Source organism: Microbacterium keratanolyticum, assembly GCF_016907255.1.
GTDB classification, from domain to species: Bacteria; Actinomycetota; Actinomycetes; order Actinomycetales; family Microbacteriaceae; genus Microbacterium; species Microbacterium keratanolyticum.
Genome location: NZ_JAFBBQ010000001.1, coordinates 1,879,717 through 1,899,628 on the forward strand (window position 1 = coordinate 1,879,717; position 19,912 = coordinate 1,899,628).

Below are 19,912 nucleotides of genomic sequence, written 5' to 3' on the forward strand. Positions count from 1 at the left end.
CCATGACGACGCCCGAAACTCTCGCCACTCCGGCCACGACGCGGACCGCGCACCACCGCCGGTACCTGATGTGCCGGCCCGAGCATTTCACGGTGAGCTACACGATCAACCCCTGGATGGAGCCGGCCAAGCCGACCGACACAGCCAAGGCCGTCGCGCAGTGGCAGAAGCTGCACGACCTGTACCTTGAGCTCGGTCACGAGGTCGAGCTGATCGAGCCGCTCGCCGGCTACCCCGACATGGTCTACACGGCCAACGGCGGCTTCGTGATCGGCGGTCGCGCCTATGTTCCCGAGTTCCGCTTCGTCGAGCGACAGGGCGAGGCGCCGGCGTTCGCCGACTGGTTCCGCGCCAACGGCTACGACACGGTCATGCCCGAAGAGGTCAACGAGGGCGAGGGAGACTTCCTCCTCGTCGGCGACGTGATCCTCGCCGGCACCGGCTTCCGCTCGACGGGCGACAGCCACCGCGAGGTCGGCGAGGTCTTCGGCCGCGAGGTCGTCTCGTTGAACCTCGTCGATCCGCGTTTCTACCACCTCGACACGGCCATCGCGGTGCTCGACCCGGTGCAGGGCGTCGAGAACGGCGGCCCCGAGCGTGCCAACATCGCGTACCTGCCTGGTGCGTTCGACGACGCGAGCCGCGCGATTCTCGAAGAGCGCTTCCCCGACGCGATCCTCGTCGCGGACGAGGACGGCGCGGTGTTCGGTCTCAACTCGGCCAGCGACGGCTACAACGTCATCATCTCGCCGCGTGCCAAGGGCTTCGAGAAGCAGCTGCGCGAGCGCGGATACAACCCCATCACGGTCGATCTCTCCGAGCTGCTGCTCGGCGGCGGCGGCATCAAGTGCTGCACGCTCGAACTGCGCGGTGCCTGATGAGCGCCGTCGCGGGCGTGAGCGTCGAGCCGCACGTCGCTGAGAACTATCACCCGCTGCCCGTCGTCATCTCCCATGGCGAGGGGGCGTGGGTCACCGATGTCGACGGCAAGCGTTACCTCGATCTGCTCGCGGCATACTCGGCCGTCAACTTCGGTCACCGTCATCCCGACATCGTGGCCGCGCTCGAGAAGCAGCTGGGACGCGTGACGCTCACGAGCCGGGCGTTCATGAACGACCAGCTCGAGCCGTTCGCCGCGGCCCTCGCGCGCCTGTGCGGCAAAGAGCTCGTGCTGCCCATGAACACGGGCGCCGAAGCCGTCGAGACCGGCATCAAGGTCGCTCGCGCCTGGGGCTACCGGGTCAAGGGCGTCACAGCGGGACAGGCGCGGGTCATCGTCGCCGCCGGCAACTTCCACGGACGCACGACGACGATCGTCGGCTTCAGCGACGACGAGACGGCGCGTGACGGCTTCGGCCCGTTCACGCCCGGTTTCGACGTGGTTCCGTATGGGGATGCGGATGCCGTCGCTGCGGCGATCACTCCGGACACCGTGGCCGTTCTGATCGAGCCCATCCAGGGAGAGGGCGGCGTCATCATTCCGCCCGAAGGTTACCTGCGTCGCATCCGCGAGATCTGCACCGCGAACAACGTGCTGTTCGTCGCGGACGAGATCCAATCCGGACTCGGTCGCGTCGGCACGACCTTCGCCTGCGACCGGGAGGGCGTCGTACCCGACCTGTACCTGCTGGGCAAGGCGCTGGGCGGTGGCATCCTCGCGGTATCGGCCGTCGTCGGCGATCGCGACGTGCTTGGGGTCATCCGCCCCGGTGAGCACGGTTCGACCTTCGGGGGCAACCCGCTCTCTGCCGCCGTCGGCCATAAGGTCGTCGAGATGCTGGAGACCGGGGAGTTCCAGAAGCGGGCCCTGCGGCTGGGCACTCACCTGCGGGAGTCTCTCGAGGCGCTGATCGGACACGGTGTGACCGCCGTCCGCAGTGCCGGCCTCTGGGCGGGCGTCGACATCGATCCCGCCTACGGGACGGGCCGCGAGATCGCCGAGCGCCTCCGCGAGCGCGGCGTGCTCGTGAAGGACACGCACGGTCAGACCGTGCGCATCGCGCCGCCCATCGTCATCCGGGCGACAGAGCTCGACTGGGCGGTTGAGCAGCTCCGGCTCATCCTGGAGGGCTGACGCCAGACGAGGGGCCGGATGCTGCGCAGCATCCGGCCTCTTTCGTGTCGTGCGCCTGGCGCCCCTGCGCGCGGCGTCCTTGCACGAGAAACCACATCGAGCGCGAGAAACCACGTGGGGACGTGTGTGTCGTGCAGGAAGTGGTTTCTCGCGGGGAGTGGGACGCGGGCGCGGGGAGCGGACGACTCAGTCGAGCCGCTTCTTCTCCGTGCGGATCGGGGTCGTCGCGGCGACCTCGTCGCTGAACTCCGCCGGCTCGACTGGCGGGACGACGGTCAGGGACCGCGTCTCATCGATCGTGAGCAGGAAGCGGCGTCGCTCGCTGCGGTGCAGGCGGCCGGAGGCGATCATCCAGATGAGTCCGAACAGGCAGGCGATGATGCCCGCCGCGGCGCCGACCGTGATCGCGACGCGGGGGCCGAAGGCGTCAGCGATCCAGCCGATGAACGGGGCCCCCAGAGGGGTGCCGCCCATGAGGACCGCCATGTACAGCGCGAGCACGCGACCGCGCAGCGCCGGGTCCGTCGTCGTCTGCACGTAGCCGTTCGCGGTCGTCAGCGTCGTGACGATCGCGAATCCGATGAACACCAGCAGTCCTGCGTAGAGCCAGTACGACGGCATGAACGCTGAGATCAGCGAGGCGACGCCGAATCCGCCGGTCGCGAAGATCACCACGCGCAGCCGTGCACGATCCCGGCGGGCTGCCATGAGCGCACCCGAGAGTGAGCCGATCGCGAGGATCGACGAGAGCAGGCCGAAGCCGTCGGCGCCGTGGCCGAACTCGAGCGCCATCGTGGAGGCGTAGATCGGGAAGTTGAGCCCGAACGCGCCCAGCAAGAACACGATCAGGAAGACCACGAGCAGGTCGGGGCGCTTCGAGACGTAGCGGAAGCCTGCGGCGAGACCACCGCGGCTTGCGCCGGCGACGCGCGGGATGAGTTCGTGCGGGCGGATCAGGAACAGCGCGATGCCCATGCCGATGAAGGTGATCGCGTTGATCAGGAACACCCAGCCGCTGCCGAACGCCACGATCAGCACGCCGGCGGCCGCAGGGCCGATCATGCGCGCGCCGTTGAACGACGCGGCGTTGAGTGCGACGGCGTTGGAGGCGTTCTCGCGGGTGACGAGGTCGGAGACGAACGCCTGCCGTGCGGGGTTGTCGAACGCGGCGACGATGCCGAAGCCGAGCGCGAACGCGTACATCATCGGGAGCGTCATGACGTCGGTCAGCAGCAGCACGCCGAGGGCGATCGCGAGTGCCATGAGCAGTCCCTGCGTGATGAGCAGAAGCTTGCGGCGGTCGAATCGGTCGGCGACGTAGCCGGTGACGCTCACGAGCAGCAGGGGAGGGGCGAACTGCAGGGCCATCGTGACGCCCATCGCGGCGGCGTCATTGTCGGTGAGCTGCGTCAGCACGACCCAGCTCTGCGCGGTCGACTGCATCCACTGTCCGACGTTCGAGACCAGCGCGCCGATGAACCAGACGCGGTAGTTGAAGGACGAGAACGACCGGAACATCGCGCTCATCGTTCAGCCACCCTTCGCATCAGGGCGCTTGCTTGGCGCAGGATCTCGAGCTCCTCTTCGCTGAGGTGCAGCTCGGCGAGCGCCTCCGCGAGTGCGTGGTCACGCAGTCGGATCGTCTCGGCGACGATCTCGGCGCCGCTCTCGGTGATCTCGATCAGCACGCGGCGACGGTCTTGCTCGTCGGGTGTGCGCACGAGGTAGCCGGTCTCTTCGAGGACGTTGACGGTGCGGTTCATGGAGGGCGCGGTGACGCGCTCGCGCTCAGCGAGTGCGCCGAGTGTCTGGGTGCCGTGCTGGCGCAGGATCACGAGGACGGCGAACTGCGCGTCGCTCATCGAGTCGAGGGCACGCTCGTGGCGCAGCCTCCGTGCGAGACGGAAGGTCGCCAGGCGCAGGTCGGTGGCGGCGAGGTCGAGGGAGGGATCAGGCGAATGCGGCATTGTTTAGGTAGTCTAACTAAATTTTCTCCGCGGATGCTGGGTGTCGTCGGATTCCGTCACCGAGAAGGCGCCACGCAGGAGAACCGGCAGAATGGAAGCTCCACTCAGCCAGGAGGATCCATGAGCCGCTCGCTCGCCCTTGAAGTCGCCGTGCAGGATGCTGCAGGAGTCCGCGTCGCGCGGGAGATCGGCGCCGCTCGTGTCGAGCTCACCCAGGGTCTTGCGCTCGGCGGTCTCACGCCGTCCGCCGCGACACTCGACCTCGCGCTCGAGGTCTCCGCCGATGGCGGCCCGGAGATCCACGTACTCGTGCGCCCTCGTGCGGGCGGCTTCCAGTACGACGCCGGCGAACTGGAGACGATCGAGCGAGACATCCGCTTCGCTGTCGAGCGCGGTGCGCACGGCGTCGTGATCGGCGCGCAGGATGCCTCGGGAGGTCTGGATGCCGACGCGCTGAAGCGCCTGCGCGACGCCGCCGGGGAGGCATCCGTTACCCTGCACCGTGTCATCGACGTGACCCCGGATCTGCTCGCCTCGCTCGCGATCGTGCGGGAACTCGGCTTCGCGCGCGTCCTGACTTCGGGCGGAGCATCCGCCGCGATCGATGGCGTCGACACGCTGCGTGCACTCGTGAGTGCCGCCGAGGGCGCCGTGCAGATCATGGCGGGCAGCGGAGTGACCTCGGCGAACGTCGTCGAGATCGCCGGCACCGGCGTCGACGCCGTGCACTTCTCCGCCAAGCGCACCGTCGTGGAGCAGGGCGGCGTGCGTATGGGATCCGCCTCCGACGGTGTCGGCGGCTACGAGGTCACCGACCTCGCCGAAGCGCAGGCCGTCCGCACCGCGCTCGGCCTCTAGCCTCCGGCGCGCATCTCGACGGGGGTGAGGGGCTGACGGAGTTCTTCGTCACGGAACGCCCGGGTATCCGTAGACTGCATCCCATGCCCGAAACCCGCACTGCCGAGTTCCGCGACGCCCACGACATCGCCATCATCTATGACGTGCACCCCGCCGAGGGCGACGTCCGCGGGGTCGTGCAGCTGCTGCACGGCGTCGGCGAACACGCCGGGCGCTACGGCGCGCTGATCGCCGCCCTCACCGGCGCGGGGTTCACGGTCTACGCCGACGACCACCGCGGCCACGGTCGCACCGGCATGCGCCAGCACGGTGACCCCGAGAAGCTGGGTCGCCTCGGGCCTGGTGGCCTGAACGCCGCGGTCGACGCGGTCTGGCAGCTCACCCAGATCATCCGTTCAGAGAACCCTGGGCTTCCGCTGATTCTGCTCGGCCACTCGTGGGGCTCGTTCCTCTCGCAGAAGCTCGTGAATCGGCATCCTGAGGCCTACGACGCCGTCATCCTGAGCGGATCCGCGCACCTCACTCCGAGCGACCTGAACGCGGCGCCGCTCAACGCGCGCTGGGCGGGAGACGATGCCACCGGTCTCGAGTGGCTCTCGCGCGACCCGGCCGTGCAGGAGGAGTTCCGCAACGACCCGCTCACGACAGAGGTGCCGCTGCTCAAGCTCTTCGGAGTGATCGAGGCGGCGAAGCTCTACGGTCGTCCTAAGAAGAACCTCGGCCACGACATCCCGCTCCTTCTGCTCGTCGGACGCGACGATTCGGTGGGTGGGCCGCGCAGCGTGCACAAGCTCGCCGATGCCTACCGCACCCGCTCGGGGCTGACCGACGTGACCACCCTCGTCTATCCGGACGCGCGCCACGAGATCTTCAACGAGCTGCAGCAGGACGAAGTGCGCGCCGACGTGCTCGCCTGGTTGGACAAGCACTTCCCCCGCGCCTGACACGAGGCGCGCGCCGTAGGCTGGGAGCATGCACGGTGAGTACAAGGTTCCTGGCGGAAAGCTCGTTGTCGTCGACGTCGATGTGATCGACGGCGCTCTGGCGAACTTCCGGCTCGCCGGAGACTTCTTCCTCGAGCCCGACACGGCGCTCGACGACATCAATGCCGCCGTCAACGGCCTGCCCGCAGAGACCGATGCGGTCGGTATCGCGACCGCCGTGCGCGAGGCACTGCCGCAGGGGGCGCAGCTGCTCGGGTTCTCGCCGGAGGCGGTCGGCACCGCGGTGCGGCGCGCTCTCGTCACCGCGCCCGGCTGGCGCGACTTCGAGTGGGAGATCGTGCATGACAAGGCCGTGTCGCCTCGCCTGCACCTCGCTCTCGATGAGGTGCTCACGACCCGGGTCGGCACGGGCGACCGCCGCCCCACGCTGCGCATCTGGGAGTGGGATGAGTCCGCCGTCGTGATCGGCTCGTTCCAGTCGTACCGCAACGAGGTCGATCCGGAGGGTGCCGCCCGTCACGGCTTCGACGTCGTGCGGCGCATCTCGGGCGGCGGCGCGATGTTCATGGCGGCCGGCCAGATCATCACCTATTCGCTCTACGTGCCCGCGGCGCTCGTGCAGGGGATGACGTTCGCGGACTCCTACGCGTTCCTCGATGACTGGGTGCTGCAGGCGCTGCGCTCGCTCGGTGTGGATGCCACGTATCAGCCGTTGAACGACATCGCGAGCCCGACCGGCAAGATCGGCGGAGCGGCGCAGAAGCGCCTCGCCAACGGCGGAGTGCTGCACCACGCGACGCTTTCGTACGACATCGACGGCCAGAAGATGACCGAAGTGCTGCGCATCGGGCGAGAGAAGCTCAGCGACAAGGGAACGACATCCGCTGCGAAGCGCGTCGACCCGCTGCGTACCCAGATCGGACTGGAGCGCTCGGCGGTGATCGAGCGGTTCATCGAGACATTCCGTGGGCTGACCGGCGCCGTGGACGGCACGGTCACCGACGAGGAGTACGCAGAGGCGGAGGCCCTCGTCGCGTCGAAGTTCTCGACGGACGCGTGGCTGCACCGCGTACCGTGACCGACGCTTCTTCCGCGCCGGCGCGCGGCGCGGTCACCCTGTACGAGGGTGACAACCTTGAGGTGGCGGCTCGTCTTCCCTCGTCGTCCTTCACGCTCGTGTACCTGGATCCGCCGTTCAACACCGGCAGGACTCAGGGGCGGCAGATAGTGACGGCTCGTCGCGCGTTCACAACTCCTTCAGAATCGACGTCGCCTGCCGAGCCGCCCGCGGAATCCCGCGAGCCGGCCGCCGCCGCGACGACAAATGGGAGGAGTTATGAACCGGAGGACGAGCCGACGGGCGAGATTCGTCACGGCTTCCACGGGCACGCGTACGAGCGCGTCCGGGGGATGCTGCGCGCCTACGACGACCGCTTCGACGACTACGGCGCCTTCCTCATGCCGCGTCTGGAAGAGGCGTGGCGCCTGCTCGCCGATGATGGCACGCTCTACCTGCACCTGGACTATCGCGAGGCGCACTATGCAAAGGTCATGCTCGATGCGGTCTTCGGGCGGGACTGCTTCCTCAACGAGCTGATCTGGGCCTATGACTACGGTGCGAAGCCCCGCACACGCTGGCCCACGAAGCACGACACGATCCTCGTCTACGTGAAGAATCCCGGGGAGCACGTGTTCAATGTCGACGACATCGAGCGCGAGCCGTACATGGCTCCGGGGCTCGTCACGAAGGAGAAGGCGGAGCGCGGCAAGCTGCCGACGGATGTGTGGTGGCACACGATCGTTCCGACGACGGGCCGCGAGAAGACGGGCTACCCCACGCAGAAGCCGGAGGGTGTGCTGCGCCGAATCGTGCAGGCGTCCAGTCGCCCCGGCGATCGCGTGCTGGATCTCTTTGCGGGCAGTGGCACGACGGGGGCCGTGGCTGCGGCGCTCGGTCGCGATGCGGTGCTCGTCGATGACAATCCGGAGGCCATCCGGGTGATTCGAGAGCGGATCCCGGATGCGGTGGTCGGCGCCCCACGCGACGCACCTTGGACAGAGTAAAAGTTTGCACTGAATCCATAGTTATACGTAGAGTGTGATTCTCCCATCCCGCGGAGAGCCGCTTGCGCATGACAAGGATCGTCTGTGACCACTTTCACCTCTTCCGCCGCCGGAGCGGTACCCGTCGCTCCTGCGGCCACGCCCACGAATGCGCACTTCCGTCACCGAGCGGAGGTTCCGATGCTGATCGTCGGCGGGCTGACGACGATCGTCGCCTTCGTCGGGGCGCTCACCTTCGTGACCCGCGGTGTCGACGAGCTGCCGGAGTGGGCGGGGGCCGCGCTCTCGGCGATGCTCATCCCGGTGCTTGCCTTCTTCCTCATCCGCTACATGTTCTGGAGCACGATGGGCGATGCCGTCCCGGTCACGCCCAAGCAGTTCCCCGAGCTCTACGAGCTGTACGCCGACCTCGGCGCCGAGATGGGCTTCACGGGTGAGAAGCTGCACGCGCTGCCGCAGCTGTACGTCGTCAACGGCAACGGTGTGCTGAACGCGGCTGCGGCGAAGTGCCAGGTGCGCAAGGCGTACGTGCAGATCAACAGCGACCTGCTCGACATCGCGTATGAACTGGGCGACTTCCGCACGGTGCGCTTCGTTCTCGCGCACGAGCTCGGTCACGTGAAGCTGCGGCACATCAGCATCTGGCGCATGATCCTCCGGCCCGTGAACACGCTGCTGACCCTGGCGCCGAGCATCAGTCGCGCGCAGGAGTACTCGGCGGATCGCGTCGGCTGCTACTACGAGCCCGAGGGGGCGCGCGGCATGGCTGTTCTCTTCGCGGGCAAGCGCATGTACCAGCGCGTCGATGTCGAGGAGTACTACGACTCGATCCGCACCCACCGCGTCGGATTCTGGTTCAAGGTCGCGAACTACTTCGCCGACCACGCTCTCGGCTTCCGTCGCATGGCGGCGATCGAGCAGACGGCGACTCAGGGCTGGAACGTGCACGGCAAGATGCTCTGACCCCCGGTTCCCCACGCGACGCCCGGCCTGTGCGCCGGGCGTCGTCGTGTCTTCGGCGGTGTCTCCTCGGCGGGAGGTCAGGGCATGAGTCGACCCTCGTTCAGCTCGATGAGGTCGTCGACGGCCGTGAACTCGCCGGGATCGTGTGTGGCGGCGACGACAGCGGTGCCGCTCGTGACGAGCTGGTGCACGGTGTCGGCGATGATCTGCCGCGAGCGCGTGTCGAGTGCTGCCATGGGCTCATCGAGCAGGACGAGGTCGGCGCGCTGCGCGAGTGCCTGCGCGAGCAGTGCCCGCTGGCGCTGCCCGCCGGAGAGTGTGCTGATCGGGCGACGGGCCTGCGCCGTCAGCTCGACGGTGGCCAGGGCGGATTCGACGATCTGGCGATCGGCCGGGCGGCGTCGGCGCCACGGGCCGAGCCGTGCCCATGTACCCATCGTGACGACGTCGCGCACGGTGAGCGGCAGGTGCGCAGGCAGCGGTGTCGACTGCGCGAGCAGGGCGATGCGGATGCCGCGCTGTCGCTCGACGCTGCCGTACTGCGGCTCGCGCAGACCTGCGGCGACGTCGAGCAGAGTGGATTTTCCTGACCCGTTCGGTCCGATGACGGCGCAGAGGCGCCCGGCGTAGAAGGTGGCGGTCACGTCTCGAAGTGCGGTGTGGTCGCCGCGGGTGACGCGCACCTCTCGCAGAGAGAGCACGCGCGTCGTCGTGAGCGGTGGTGTCGTCATGCGTTCATTATTGCAAATGAAAATCATTCTCAATAAGTGCTACGGTGTCGGACTATGCCCCCGTTTCTCGAGCTCTTCGACGTCGCCTTCGTCCAGCGCGCCCTGGTCGCCGGCACGCTCGTCGCCGTGATCTGTGCCGTCGTCGGCACGTGGGTCGTGCTGCGCGGCATGGCGTTCCTCGGGGAGGCGATGGCGCACGGCATGCTGCCGGGGATCGCCGTCGCGACGCTCGTCGGCGCCCCGCCGCTTCTCGGCGCTGCGGTGAGTGCCGCGGCCATGTCCACAGGCATCGGCATGCTGCAACGGCGGGGTCGCATCTCGGCCGACACGGGCATCGGGCTGTTGTTCGTCGCCAGCCTGGCGCTCGGCGTCATCATCGTCTCCGCCTCGCGCTCCTTCGCCACCGACGCGACCGCCATCCTCTTCGGCGACATCCTCGCGACGACGACGGGAGACATCCTCACCCTCGCGGTGGTCGCCATCATCACGCTCGTCGCGGCGTGCCTCGGACACCGTGCGTTCGTCGCGCTGACGTTCGATCCCCGTCAGGCGCAGCTGCTCGGTCTGCGTCCGCGTGCGGCGCAGGTGCTGCTGGTCGCGCTCGTCACGGTTGCCGTCGTCGCCGCCTACCAGTCGGTCGGTTCGCTGCTCGTGGTCGGCATGCTGCTCGGCCCCGTCGTGGCTGCGGGCCAGTGGACGGGTCGCATCCCCACCACCGCAGCGCTGGCTGCCGTCATCGGCACGGTCAGCGTGGCCCTCGGCCTCCTCATCTCCTGGCACACCAGCACCGCCGCCGGCGCGACGATCGCGTTCGTCGCGATCTGCTCGGGTGCTGTCTCGACCCTCGCGCACCGGCTCTTCGTGCGCCCGGAAAGGAACTCATGACCCCCCGCCACGCCACGCGCGCCGCACTCCTGCTGGCAGCGACGCTCACGCTTGCCGCCTGCGCACCCGCCGTCCAACCACCGGACGATCCTGCACCGCCCGCGGAGAGCGCACACGGAGACTTCGACGGCGCGCGCGAACTCGCTGAGCCCGCGTTGCATCTCGCGACGGTCGACGGCGCGGGAGTGGTCACCCATGTCGACCTGATCGACGGGAGCAGCGAGACGCTCGCCGAGATCGACCCCGTGGACGAGCTCATCGGTGACGGGCGTTTCCTGTTCGGGGTGCGTGACGGCTCGGTCAGTGTGATCGACAGCGGCGTGTGGACGTGGAGCCACGGCGATCACTTCCACTACTACGAAGCCCCCTCGCGGGTCGTGGGGGAGATCGTCGGCGAAGGCATCGCCACGGTCGTCGCGAACGACCACGGGGTGGGTCTGCGCTTCGCTGATGAGGCCGTGCTCCTGGATCAGAAGGCGCTCGGCGAAGCGCGCATCGTCGAGACGTTCCGCGTAGCGGCGGACGGTGTGCAGGGAACCGTCGTTCCTCTGAGCAGTGGCGCGGCGATGACCGCGACTGCTCCCGACGGCACATCGGTCATCGAGGTCGTGACAGCCGGGGGAGAACCGCACTCCACCCAGGCGTGCACAGGGGCGGGAGGAAGCATCACGACTACGGTGGGCGTGGTCATCGGCTGCGCCGACTCCGCCCTGCTCAGCGTCGGCGGCTCCCTCGACGAGTGGGAGCGCATCCCCGCGCCTGCGGATGCACTTCTGCCGACCGATTTCGAGGGACGAAAGGGTCGGCCCCGTGTGGCGGGTCTCGCCGACGATGGCGCGCTGTGGATGCTCGACACCCGAGCGCGGGAATGGCTGAGGCACGACATCGGCGAGCCGATCGTGCGCGCGGCGGCGATCGACGACACCGAAGGGCGGATGGTCCTGCTGGCCTCCACAGGCGACGTGCTCATCCTGCAGGACGGCGCCATCGTGGCACGCACGACGCCGCTCGTCACGGCGTCGCTCGCGACCCCGGAACTCGCCCTCGGCATCTCCTTCGTCGTCGATCAACAGCGTGTCTACCTCAACGGCCCCGCGGAGAACACCGTGTGGGAGATCGCCCCGGCAGACGGTGCCCGCATCTCGCGGACGTTCGACGCCCAGCATCCGCCCCTCCACCTCGCGGGGACGGGGCGATGAGCGTGCGGCATACCGGAACCATCGCGGCCCTTGCGGCGACAGCACTCGCGCTCGCCATGCTCAGCGGATGCGCACCGGCGGCGCAGAGCGAGCGGCCCCAGGTGCATGTGACCACGAACATCCTGGGTGACGTCGTCGCCGAACTGGTCGGTGCCGAGATCGACGTCACGACGCTGATGGCGCCCGGAGCCGACCCGCATTCCTTCGAGCTGTCCGCCCGTCAGGCGGCCGAGATGCGCAGCGCCGACCTCATCGTCGCCAACGGTCTGGGCCTCGAAGAGGGGCTCAGCCAGCACGTGACCGCGGCGGCGGAGGAGGGCGTTGCGATCTTCGAGGCGGGAGCGGCCGTGGAGGTGCTGGCCTACGCCGAAGGAGCCGGTGACGACCCGCACTTCTGGACCGACCCGGCCCAGATGATCCGCGTCGTGGACGCGCTCACCCCGCTGCTTGCCGGCCTTGCCGCGGATGCGCGCGGAGCCGAGCGTGTGCGAGCGGCGGCCGCGGACTACCGGGCGGATCTCGCGGCACTCGACGAGGACATGACCGTGGCCTTCGCGGCGATCCCGCCGTCACAGCGGGCGCTCGTCACGAACCATCACGTGTTCGGATACCTCGCGCGTCGCTTCGACTTCGACGTGCTGGGCGCGGCGATCCCGAGCGGCACGACGCTTGCGGCGCCCAGCGCCGCAGATCTTCAGGGACTCGTCACGGCGATCGACGCCGCCGGTGTGCGCACGATCTTCGCCGAATCCTCGCAGCCCGACCGCCTCATGCAGGTGCTCGCCGAGGAGGCGCACCGCGACGTGGCCGTGGTGGAACTGCTGACCGAATCACTGGCACCGCGTGGAGAGGAGGGGGACACCTATCTCACGATGATGCGCACGAACACGGCGCGTCTGGCGGCCGGACTGAGCCGCTGAAGAACTCTCTCGAACCCACCCAGAAAGGTGACGATGACATATCCCTCACGAATCAACACCCGCGCGCTGCTCGGCCTCGCCGCAGTGACGGCCCTCGCCGGCGTGGTGCTGGCCGGTTGCGCCGCGCCGGCACCCGCAGCGCCACCCGCAGATGAGCCCGCTCCCGCGGCCGACGGCCCCCGCGTCGCGGTCGCCTACGAAGGCGGCGTGCTCGTCGTCGACGGCACGACCCTGGAGGTGATCGACGACCTCCCCTCCGAGGAATTCGTCCGAGTCAACGCCGCGGGCGACGACCGCCACGTCGTGGTCACGACGTCGGAGGGCTTCCAGTTCCTCGACATGCGGGCCGCGGAGCTCACCGATCTCGTGGTCCCGGCGGCGGCCGCAGGCCATGTCGTCCGGCACGCCGGTCGCACGGTGCTCTACGACGATGCCACGAGCGACACGACGATCTTCGAGACGGCGGCACTCGCCGACATGGACGGTGCACTGCCTGACGCCGAGACCATTCCCGGTGTCACCGCGCATCACGGCGTCTCGGTCGTGCTCGAGGACGGCACACTCGTGACCACCGTCGGAGACGAGAAGACCCGCACCGGCATCCGCGCCATCGACGACCATGGTCATGAGATCGCCGCCAACGCCGACTGCCCCTCGGTGCACGGTGAGGGAGCGGCCGCGAACGAGGCGCTCGTCTTCGGCTGTGAGAACGGCGCGCTCCTGTACGTCGACGGCGAGATCACGAAGCTCACCTCTCCGGACGCCTACGGCCGCATCGGCAACGCGTACACGAGCGACAGCAGCCCGCTCGTGGTCATGGACTACAAGAACGACCCGGATGCCGAGGGTTACCTGCTGACGAACATCGCCCTCGTCGACACCGAGGCCAAGTCACTGCGCACCGTGGCTCTGCCGGAGGGAGTGAGCTACACCTGGCGGGGTGTCGTGCGCGGTCCCTCGGGTGACGCTCTGATGATCGGCTCGGACGGAAAGCTGCACGTGATCGACCCGGCGACGGGTGAGGTCACGGCGTCGCATGCCGCGATCGAGTCCTGGAAGAGCCCGAGCGAGTGGCAGCAGCCGCATCCCGCGATCGCCGTCGCAGGCGATGTGGTCTACGTGACAGATGCCGCGGCGCAGAAGATCGTCGCGCTTGACGCGGCCACCGGAGAGCGTCTCGCCGAGGGCGAGCTGCCGCACGCCCCGAACGAGATCGCCGTCGTCGGCTGACCATCTCAGAATCCTGGCGGCACCCGGTCTCAAAGACCGGGTGCCGCCGTGTGCGCGGCGAAGGCATCCGCGAGCGCCTCGCGCGCGGTGCGGATGCTCGCGCTGTCGCGGGATGCGCTGCGCATCGCCGTGAAGACCTCGCGCACGGGTTCTCCCGGAAGCAGCGCGAGAGTGACCGGCGGTTGCTGTGCGGTCCAGACGAGGTCGGGCAGGACGCCCACGGCGTGCCCGGCGGCGATCAGACGCACATGCGCGGCGAGGTCCGCGGCCTCGAATCGCACCTCGGGTTCGAATCCGGCGGCCCGGCACTGCTGCACGGCCCAGTGCCGGGAGGCGGTTCCGTGTGGCTCCATGACCCAGATCCGGTCGCGCATCTCCGAGAGTCGGGTCTCGTTCTCGCCGGGCGGGAGCACGAGGCGGATCGGGTCGTGGCCGAGCAGCGTGTGCTCGACACCCTCGTGCCGTTCCCGCGTGTAGCCGGGGTACTGCTCGGCGATCACGAGGTCGAACCGACGCGCCGACAACTCGAAGAGGCCCTCCTCGGGTGGCGCCTCGGTCAGCTCCACGCGCAGTGCCGGTGCGCGTTCGGCGAGCAGCGTGAGCGCCGGAGGGATGATCGCTTCGGCGGCGGTCTGCATCGCGCTGATGCGGACGGGGTCGAGGCTGCTGTCGGTGGACGCGAGCGCCTCGCGTGCGGCTTCGTCGAGTTCGAGAGCTCGGGCAGCGTGCTCCGCCAGGAGGCGTCCGTGCGCGGTGAGGCGGATGCGGCGCCCGTCGGGTTCGAGGAGCGCGACCCCCGCCTCACGTTCGAGCTGGGCGAGCTGCTGAGACACCGTGGATGGACTGTAGGAGAGATTCGCGGCGACCTCGGCGATCGTGCCGCGCAGGGCGAACTCGTGCAGCAGACGCAGGCGGCGCAGCTCGAACATCTGTGTCTCAATTCATCGGAGATAGTGAACGGTATCCATTGTAAATGTGCGCTTTTCTCGGATAGTCGCGCCCTCCACACTGAGAGGAGCGCTGCCCGCCCGGCAGCCTTCACGAAAGCCGAGCACCGATGACTGCTTCTCCTGGCGCGCACACGAGCGCGACACCCTCCACCGATCTCAGCGACCTCGCCGACGACGCCGTCGCGCTCGTGCGCCAGTGGCTCGTCGAGAGCCGGAAGGTGCCGGTGGATGCCGCGGCGGAGCGCCTCGCCGGAGTGCTGCGCGACCCGAACGGCCTCGACTTCACGGTCGGCTTCGTCGACGGCGTGGTGCGTCCGGAGGACACCCGGGTCGCGGCGCGCGCACTCAAGGATCTCGTCCCGCTCACTCCGAAATTCCTGCCGGCCCCGCTGCGCGGAGCGATCGCCCTCGGCGGTGCACTCGCCCCCGCGTTCCCCGGCATCGTCGTGCCCATCAGCCGCCGGGTGCTCCGCAGCATGGTGCGCCACCTCATCGTCGACGCCCGCGACGCGCAACTGGGCGCGGCGATCCGGCGCATCCGCTCGGAAGACGTGCGACTGAACATCAACCTCCTCGGCGAGGCGATCCTGGGCCAGGAAGAGGCAGCTCGACGCCTTGATGGCACCCGCCGCCTTCTCGAACGCGACGATGTGGACTACGTCTCGATCAAGGTCTCCTCGACCGTCGCTCCGCACAGCCCCTGGGCCTTCGACGAGGCCGTCGCACACGCCGTCGACGCGCTGCTGCCGCTGTACCGCATCGCCGCGAACGGGACCGCATCCGGGCGCAAGTTCATCAACCTCGACATGGAGGAGTACAAGGACCTCGACCTGACGATCGCGGTGTTCACAGGCATCCTCGATCGCGCCGAGTTCCGCGACCTCGAAGCCGGCATCGTCCTGCAGGCCTACCTGCCCGACGCGCTCGCCGCCATGATGCGCCTGCAGGAGTGGGCCGCTGCCCGCACCGCCTCTGGTGGCGCGCCGATCAAGGTGCGCGTCGTCAAGGGCGCGAACCTGCCGATGGAGACGGTCGACGCCGAGGTGCACGGCTGGGAGCTCGCGACCTGGTCGACCAAGCAGCAGTCGGATGCCTCGTACAAGGCCGTGCTCGACTACTCGCTGCGCCCCGAGCACATCGGCAACGTGCGCATCGGCGTCGCCGGTCACAACCTCTTCGACATCGCGCTCGCGTGGCTGCTGAGCGAGCGTCGCGGGGTGACAGCGGGCATCGAGTTCGAGATGCTGCTCGGAATGGCCTCGGCGCAGGCGCAGGTCGTGCGCCGCACCGTCGGCTCGCTTCTGCTCTACACGCCCGTCGTCCGCCCGCAGGAGTTCGACGTCGCCATCGCGTACCTGATCCGCCGCCTCGAAGAGGGCGCGAGCCAGGAGAACTTCATGTCGGCGGTGTTCGACCTGGACGAGAACCCCGCACTGTTCGACCGTGAGAAGCAGCGTTTCCTCGACTCGATCGCCACCGTGCCGGCGGAGGTGCCCGGCCCGAACCGCGTCCAGAACCGTGCGCTCCCGGCTGCGCCCGCACCGACCGACGCCTTCGAGAACACCCCTGACACCGACCCGTCGCTGCGCGCGAACCGTGAGTGGGCCGACGGCATCCGCGCCCGCATGCAGGGATCGACGCTCGGCGACGACACCGTTGCGCAGCACACGCTCTCGACGTCCGCCGAGGTCGACCAGATCATCGCGGCCGCGGTCGCCGCGGGTGAGAGCTGGCGTGCGCTGGGTGCCGAGGGACGTGCGGCGATCCTGCACCGCGCTGGCGACGTGCTCGAAGCGCGCCGTGCCGATCTGCTCGAAGTGATGGGCTCGGAAGCGGGCAAGGTCATCGAGCAGGGTGATCCCGAGGTCTCCGAGGCGATCGACTTCGCGCACTACTACGCGGAGAGTGCGAAGAACCTCGCCGCCGTCGACGGCGCCACCATGCACGCCGTGGGCCTGACGGTCGTCACGCCGCCGTGGAACTTCCCCGTCGCGATCCCCGCGGGCTCCGTGCTCTCGGCGCTCGCGACCGGGTCGCCCGTCGTCATCAAGCCCGCCCGCCAGGCCCGCCGCTCCGGCGCGGTCATGGTCGAGGCGCTGTGGGAGGCCGGCGTTCCCCGCGACGTGCTGCAGTACGTGCAGCTCGACGGGCGCGAGCTCGGCACGCAGCTCGTGAGCGACCCGGCGGTCGAGCGCGTGATCCTCACGGGTGGTTACGAGACCGCGGAGCTGTTCCGCGGATTCCGTGCCGACCTTCCGCTGCTCGCGGAGACGAGCGGCAAGAACGCCATCATCGTCACCCCGAGCGCCGACCTCGACCTCGCCGCGAAGGATGTCGCCTACTCGGCCTTCGGCCACGCGGGGCAGAAGTGCTCGGCCGCATCGCTTGTCGTGCTCGTCGGCTCGGCTGCCCGCTCGGAGCGCTTCCGCCGGCAGCTCGTCGACGCGGTGAAGGCGTATCCCGTCGGCATGCCGTGGGACGGCTCGACCCGCATCGGTCCGATCATCGCTCCCGCCGAGGGCAAACTGCTGAGCGCCCTCACGACGGTGCACGCGGGGGAATCGTGGCTGCTCGAGCCGGAGAAGCTCGATGACGCCGGTCAGCTCTGGCGTCCCGGCATCCGCCAGGGCGTCGCCGCGGGCTCGGAGTTCCACCTGACCGAGTACTTCGGTCCGGTGCTCGGCATCATGACCGCCGGGTCCCTCGATGAGGCGATCGACATCGTCAACGCGATCGACTACGGCCTCACCTCCGGCTTGCACTCGCTCGACGAGGATGAGATCCAGACCTGGCTCGCCGCGATCCAGGCCGGGAACGTCTACGTCAACCGCGGCACCACGGGCGCGATCGTGCAGCGCCAGCCCTTCGGTGGCTGGAAGAAGGCCGCTGTCGGTGCCGGGACCAAGGCAGGTGGCCCGAGCTACCTGGTCGGTCTGTCGAACTGGGCGGATGCTGCGGTGCAGACCACCACGCCGCTCGACGCTCTCGCCCGCGCGGCCGCCGTCGCGGGTGGCGACGATGAGTGGCTTGGTGCCGCGCTCGCGACCGACATCGATGCCTGGAACACCGAGTTCGGCGTCGTGCGCGATGCGACGGGACTCGTCTCCGAGCACAATGCGCTGCGCTACCAGGCTGTGCCTGTGACCGTGCGCTTCGAGGGCGATCGCATCGCCGACCTCGTGCGCGTCGTCGCCGCGGGTGCGAGGGCCGGAGCGGCGCTTACCGTGAGCACCGTCGATGCACTGCCGACCACGCTGCGCGCGTGGGTCGCATCCACCGGTGCAACCGCCGTCGTCGAGGACGCGGCGGCCTGGGCCATCCGCGCTCGCGAACTCGCCGCGCAGGGCGGCCGTGTGCGTCTGATCGGCACGTCCGCCGCCGCGACCGCCGAGGCCGTCAACGGCTCGCCGAGCCTTGCGATCTATGCGGCGCCGGTCGTCGCCGCAGGCCGCATCGAGATGCTGACCTTCCTGCGCGAGCAGGCGGTGTCGATCACGGCGCACCGCTTCGGAACGCCGCACCGCTACGAGATCCCGGTGCTGCAGCCCGCGCGCTGAACCGCTAGATGAGGGGAAGCGCCCCGTCGTAGGCATCCACACTGAACTGCTCGGCAGAGTAGTCGGATGTCTCGGCGGGGCCGACCCCGAAGTCGCGGGTGCAGCCGGGGTCGGAGCGCCAGCGCGCCCACCCGGGCTCGCCATCGGTGATGAAGCGCACGGCCGCCGCGTGCATCGCGGTGGCGAGAGCCTGCGGCGGATTGTCGCCGGTCTGATCGGCGACGAACGCGTCGTCCAGGCAGTCGAACCAGAACGGCACATCGAGGCAGTGGCTGGCATGGCCCGTCACGGGAGACGCCCAGGCGAAACGATAGGCCCAGGTAGGGGCGTCCTTCCGCGCTTCGGCAGCCCGCGCGACCAGCGAGCGGAATACGTAGTCGGTGACATAGCGGCCCAGCAGCGCAGGGGTTCCTGCGTGAACGAGGGCGCGGTTGGCGTGCACGTAGGCGCGGCGACGGGCGCGATCCTTCTGCAGCTGACCGAGCGCGAGGCGCGGGGGGACCCAGCGCAGCTTCTGACGGATGGGCCCTGCCGGCAGAGCGAACTCGTCGTCGGCGGCGCCGAGCAGGAGCGGCTTGTCGGCGCCGATGCCCGCCCGCAACGCCTCGATCGTGCGCTGCGGGAGCAGTTCGCCGTCGATCGTCGGCCCCCAGGGCAGCCCCTGCGTCAGCTGGGTGAGCGCGCCCGCCGGGCCGTGCGCGCCGAGAGAACCGGCCTTGCCCTGCAACTCGTGCACGCGCTCTTCGGTCAGGGAACGGATGCCGTCGACATGCGCGTCGACGCCCGCGAGCTCGGCGAGCAGTTGAGTGCGCTGCTGCGCGAGATCGAGCGGCACGTCACCGAGCGCGGACGAGATCGCAAGCGCCCCGTGAAAGAGGTGCTGCGCGCGCTCCATTCCGAGCAGTGTGAGCACGGCACCGCCGCCAGCTGACTGGCCGCCGATCGTCACCCGGGCGGGGTCGCCGCCGAAGGCCGCCACATTCTGCTGCACCCACTCAAGGGCGGCGATCCAGTCGAGGACGGCCCGGTTCGAGGGAGCGCCGTCGATCTCGCCGAAGCCGTCGAAGCCGAGACGGTACGATACCGCGACCAGCACCACGCCATCGCGGTTGAACGTGCGACCGTCGTACCAGGGGCTTGACGGTGAGCCCGCGATGAAGCCGCCGCCGTGGATCCAGACGAGCACCGGCAGCGCCGCGCCCGGCGTCGGATCGGGTGAGAAGACATTGACGTTGAGAGTGCTGTCGCCGGGGATGCTCGGCTCAGGGATGAGCGTCTTGCCCATGTCGCCCCGCTGCGGCGTGGCGCCGTAGGCGGTGGCATCCCTAACCTCCGACCAGGGTGCGGGCGGGACGGGCGCGGCGAATCGCAGGGCGCCGACAGGAGCCTGCGCGAACGGGATGCCGAGAAAGGCCGCGGATGCCCCGGCGCTGCCGGGGGTGCCTCGCCACGTGCCCCGCACGGGCCCGGCAGCGGTCTCGACGACGGGGGCGGTATCGGGGTTCGCGACAGTCATCGTCACCTTTCGCGGCGTCGGGCGTTTCCGTCAGCGTATCGGCCGCCCGACATG

17 protein-coding genes are annotated in these 19,912 nt (G+C 69.2%); 12 read left to right on the plus strand and 5 right to left on the minus strand.

Annotated elements, in window-relative coordinates; all coding sequences use genetic code 11:
- Positions 1-2 precede the first annotated feature (2 nt).
- On the plus strand, positions 3-878 hold the full coding sequence (gene ddaH / locus JOD62_RS09005; protein WP_204938962.1) for a dimethylargininase: 876 nt from the start codon (positions 3-5) through the stop codon (positions 876-878).
- On the plus strand, positions 878-2,074 hold the full coding sequence (gene rocD / locus JOD62_RS09010; RefSeq protein WP_204938963.1) for an ornithine--oxo-acid transaminase: 1,197 nt from the start codon (positions 878-880) through the stop codon (positions 2,072-2,074). Before ddaH ends, rocD begins: the two co-directional genes overlap by 1 nt.
- Before the next feature lie 186 nt (positions 2,075-2,260).
- Here the strand turns inward: rocD and JOD62_RS09015 are convergent, their stop codons facing one another.
- Positions 2,261-3,601 (minus strand): MFS transporter, encoded by a 1,341-nt coding sequence (locus JOD62_RS09015; protein WP_204938964.1) that lies wholly within the window; start codon positions 3,599-3,601, stop codon positions 2,261-2,263.
- Positions 3,598-4,041: a MarR family winged helix-turn-helix transcriptional regulator gene (locus tag JOD62_RS09020; RefSeq protein WP_204938965.1), complete on the minus strand. Its 444-nt coding sequence runs from the start codon at positions 4,039-4,041 to the stop codon at positions 3,598-3,600. Before JOD62_RS09020 ends, JOD62_RS09015 begins: the two co-directional genes overlap by 4 nt.
- A 120-nt stretch (positions 4,042-4,161) precedes the next feature.
- Here JOD62_RS09020 and JOD62_RS09025 point away from each other — a divergent pair, with 120 nt between their 5' ends.
- The 5 genes from JOD62_RS09025 to JOD62_RS09045 all read left to right on the plus strand — a co-directional run bounded on the left by JOD62_RS09025 (position 4,162) and on the right by JOD62_RS09045 (position 8,870).
- Positions 4,162-4,899 (plus strand): copper homeostasis protein CutC, encoded by a 738-nt coding sequence (locus JOD62_RS09025; RefSeq protein ID WP_204938966.1) that lies wholly within the window; start codon positions 4,162-4,164, stop codon positions 4,897-4,899.
- 83 nt (positions 4,900-4,982) lie between these two features.
- Positions 4,983-5,843 carry an alpha/beta fold hydrolase gene (locus JOD62_RS09030; RefSeq protein ID WP_204938967.1) on the plus strand — a complete coding sequence of 287 codons (861 nt, stop codon included), beginning with the start codon at positions 4,983-4,985 and terminating at the stop codon, positions 5,841-5,843.
- A 28-nt stretch (positions 5,844-5,871) separates the two neighbouring features.
- Positions 5,872-6,921 (plus strand): lipoate--protein ligase family protein, encoded by a 1,050-nt coding sequence (locus tag JOD62_RS09035; RefSeq protein WP_204938968.1) that lies wholly within the window; start codon positions 5,872-5,874, stop codon positions 6,919-6,921.
- Positions 6,918-7,907, plus strand: coding sequence for a DNA-methyltransferase (locus JOD62_RS09040; protein ID WP_204938969.1), 990 nt, complete (start codon positions 6,918-6,920; stop codon positions 7,905-7,907). Before JOD62_RS09035 ends, JOD62_RS09040 begins: the two co-directional genes overlap by 4 nt.
- A gap of 84 nt (positions 7,908-7,991) precedes the next feature.
- On the plus strand, positions 7,992-8,870 hold the full coding sequence (locus JOD62_RS09045) for a M48 family metallopeptidase (protein WP_271171493.1): 879 nt from the start codon (positions 7,992-7,994) through the stop codon (positions 8,868-8,870).
- Positions 8,871-8,947: 77 nt separating this feature from the next.
- On the opposite strand, the gene aztA is transcribed toward JOD62_RS09045, so the two are convergent.
- Positions 8,948-9,601 carry a zinc ABC transporter ATP-binding protein AztA gene (aztA, locus tag JOD62_RS09050; RefSeq protein WP_204938970.1) on the minus strand — a complete coding sequence of 218 codons (654 nt, stop codon included), beginning with the start codon at positions 9,599-9,601 and terminating at the stop codon, positions 8,948-8,950.
- A 54-nt stretch (positions 9,602-9,655) separates the two neighbouring features.
- Between aztA and aztB the strand changes: the two genes are divergently transcribed.
- The 4 genes from aztB to aztD are packed head-to-tail and all read left to right on the plus strand — an operon-like array spanning position 9,656 to position 13,835.
- A complete protein-coding gene (gene aztB / locus JOD62_RS09055) occupies positions 9,656-10,486 on the plus strand; it encodes a zinc ABC transporter permease AztB (protein WP_204938971.1) in 831 nt (276 codons plus the stop codon).
- On the plus strand, positions 10,483-11,685 hold the full coding sequence (locus tag JOD62_RS09060; protein WP_204938972.1) for a hypothetical protein: 1,203 nt from the start codon (positions 10,483-10,485) through the stop codon (positions 11,683-11,685). Before aztB ends, JOD62_RS09060 begins: the two co-directional genes overlap by 4 nt.
- Entirely contained in the window at positions 11,682-12,605 is a 924-nt protein-coding gene (locus JOD62_RS09065) for a metal ABC transporter substrate-binding protein (RefSeq protein ID WP_204938973.1), read from the plus strand. The genes JOD62_RS09060 and JOD62_RS09065 overlap by 4 nt, the downstream gene beginning before the upstream one ends.
- Positions 12,606-12,638: 33 nt before the next feature.
- Positions 12,639-13,835 (plus strand): zinc metallochaperone AztD, encoded by a 1,197-nt coding sequence (aztD, locus tag JOD62_RS09070; RefSeq protein ID WP_239526615.1) that lies wholly within the window; start codon positions 12,639-12,641, stop codon positions 13,833-13,835.
- Positions 13,836-13,864: 29 nt separating this feature from the next.
- Here the strand turns inward: aztD and JOD62_RS09075 are convergent, their stop codons facing one another.
- Positions 13,865-14,764: a LysR family transcriptional regulator gene (locus JOD62_RS09075; protein ID WP_204938974.1), complete on the minus strand. Its 900-nt coding sequence runs from the start codon at positions 14,762-14,764 to the stop codon at positions 13,865-13,867.
- A 128-nt stretch (positions 14,765-14,892) separates the two neighbouring features.
- On the opposite strand from JOD62_RS09075, the gene JOD62_RS09080 reads away from it, so the two are divergent.
- Positions 14,893-18,342 carry a bifunctional proline dehydrogenase/L-glutamate gamma-semialdehyde dehydrogenase gene (locus JOD62_RS09080; protein ID WP_204938975.1) on the plus strand — a complete coding sequence of 1,150 codons (3,450 nt, stop codon included), beginning with the start codon at positions 14,893-14,895 and terminating at the stop codon, positions 18,340-18,342.
- A gap of 4 nt (positions 18,343-18,346) precedes the next feature.
- Here JOD62_RS09080 and JOD62_RS09085 read toward each other — a convergent pair whose 3' ends face one another.
- The gene (locus JOD62_RS09085; RefSeq protein WP_204938976.1) at positions 18,347-19,858 is read right to left on the minus strand and encodes a carboxylesterase/lipase family protein; all 1,512 of its coding nucleotides are present in this window, start codon (positions 19,856-19,858) and stop codon (positions 18,347-18,349) included.
- Between the last annotated feature and the right edge of the window lie 54 nt (positions 19,859-19,912).

What these genes read in the sequence shown, in the direction of transcription:
- ddaH (WP_204938962.1), top strand. Translation starts at nt 3, where the DNA reads ATGACGACGCCCGAAACTCTCGCCACTCCGGCCACGACGCGGACCGCG.
- rocD (WP_204938963.1), top strand. Translation starts at nt 878, where the DNA reads ATGAGCGCCGTCGCGGGCGTGAGCGTCGAGCCGCACGTCGCTGAGAAC.
- JOD62_RS09015 (WP_204938964.1), bottom strand. Translation starts at nt 3,601, where the DNA reads ATGAGCGCGATGTTCCGGTCGTTCTCGTCCTTCAACTACCGCGTCTGG.
- JOD62_RS09020 (WP_204938965.1), bottom strand. Translation starts at nt 4,041, where the DNA reads ATGCCGCATTCGCCTGATCCCTCCCTCGACCTCGCCGCCACCGACCTG.
- JOD62_RS09025 (WP_204938966.1), top strand. Translation starts at nt 4,162, where the DNA reads ATGAGCCGCTCGCTCGCCCTTGAAGTCGCCGTGCAGGATGCTGCAGGA.
- JOD62_RS09030 (WP_204938967.1), top strand. Translation starts at nt 4,983, where the DNA reads ATGCCCGAAACCCGCACTGCCGAGTTCCGCGACGCCCACGACATCGCC.
- JOD62_RS09035 (WP_204938968.1), top strand. Translation starts at nt 5,872, where the DNA reads ATGCACGGTGAGTACAAGGTTCCTGGCGGAAAGCTCGTTGTCGTCGAC.
- aztA (WP_204938970.1), bottom strand. Translation starts at nt 9,601, where the DNA reads ATGACGACACCACCGCTCACGACGACGCGCGTGCTCTCTCTGCGAGAG.
- aztB (WP_204938971.1), top strand. Translation starts at nt 9,656, where the DNA reads ATGCCCCCGTTTCTCGAGCTCTTCGACGTCGCCTTCGTCCAGCGCGCC.
- JOD62_RS09060 (WP_204938972.1), top strand. Translation starts at nt 10,483, where the DNA reads ATGACCCCCCGCCACGCCACGCGCGCCGCACTCCTGCTGGCAGCGACG.
- JOD62_RS09065 (WP_204938973.1), top strand. Translation starts at nt 11,682, where the DNA reads ATGAGCGTGCGGCATACCGGAACCATCGCGGCCCTTGCGGCGACAGCA.
- aztD (WP_239526615.1), top strand. Translation starts at nt 12,639, where the DNA reads ATGACATATCCCTCACGAATCAACACCCGCGCGCTGCTCGGCCTCGCC.
- JOD62_RS09075 (WP_204938974.1), bottom strand. Translation starts at nt 14,764, where the DNA reads ATGTTCGAGCTGCGCCGCCTGCGTCTGCTGCACGAGTTCGCCCTGCGC.
- JOD62_RS09080 (WP_204938975.1), top strand. Translation starts at nt 14,893, where the DNA reads ATGACTGCTTCTCCTGGCGCGCACACGAGCGCGACACCCTCCACCGAT.
- JOD62_RS09085 (WP_204938976.1), bottom strand. Translation starts at nt 19,858, where the DNA reads ATGACTGTCGCGAACCCCGATACCGCCCCCGTCGTCGAGACCGCTGCC.